Source organism: Paraburkholderia sp. SIMBA_030 (assembly GCF_046535245.1).
GTDB lineage: Bacteria > Pseudomonadota > Gammaproteobacteria > Burkholderiales > Burkholderiaceae > Paraburkholderia.
In genome coordinates this window covers 1-273 of record NZ_JAWRXB010000520.1, presented here as the reverse complement: position 1 = coordinate 273, position 273 = coordinate 1, and the positions used below count along the sequence as shown (strand labels likewise).

Here is a 273-nt window from a genome sequence, read left to right as displayed (position 1 = left end):
GTTGTAGCGTGAGCGGCGAGACGGAACTGTTCCGGGACCGTCCCGACGCCGGTGGCAAGGTCGGCTGCAAATTGACCGATCAGTGGTGCGAATTTGGCACCGTGCCCCGAGCAGGGAGAGAGGAGGGTGATTCCGTCCGCACGGTCCAGAACGAAGTCTTCCGTGGGCGTATTGGTGAAGAGGCAGGTGGTCTCGGCGTACGGTTCCGGGATCAGTCCCGGAAGGTACTGTTCGACGTATTCGATGACGCCGCGGCGGTTGGCGGGGTCGATG

Annotated in this window: 1 pseudogene; it reads right to left on the bottom strand. The window is 63.0% G+C overall.

The window, feature by feature from the left end:
- Nucleotides 1–273 (bottom strand): annotated as a pseudogene (locus tag SB772_RS41050) (hypothetical protein); the annotation flags it as partial.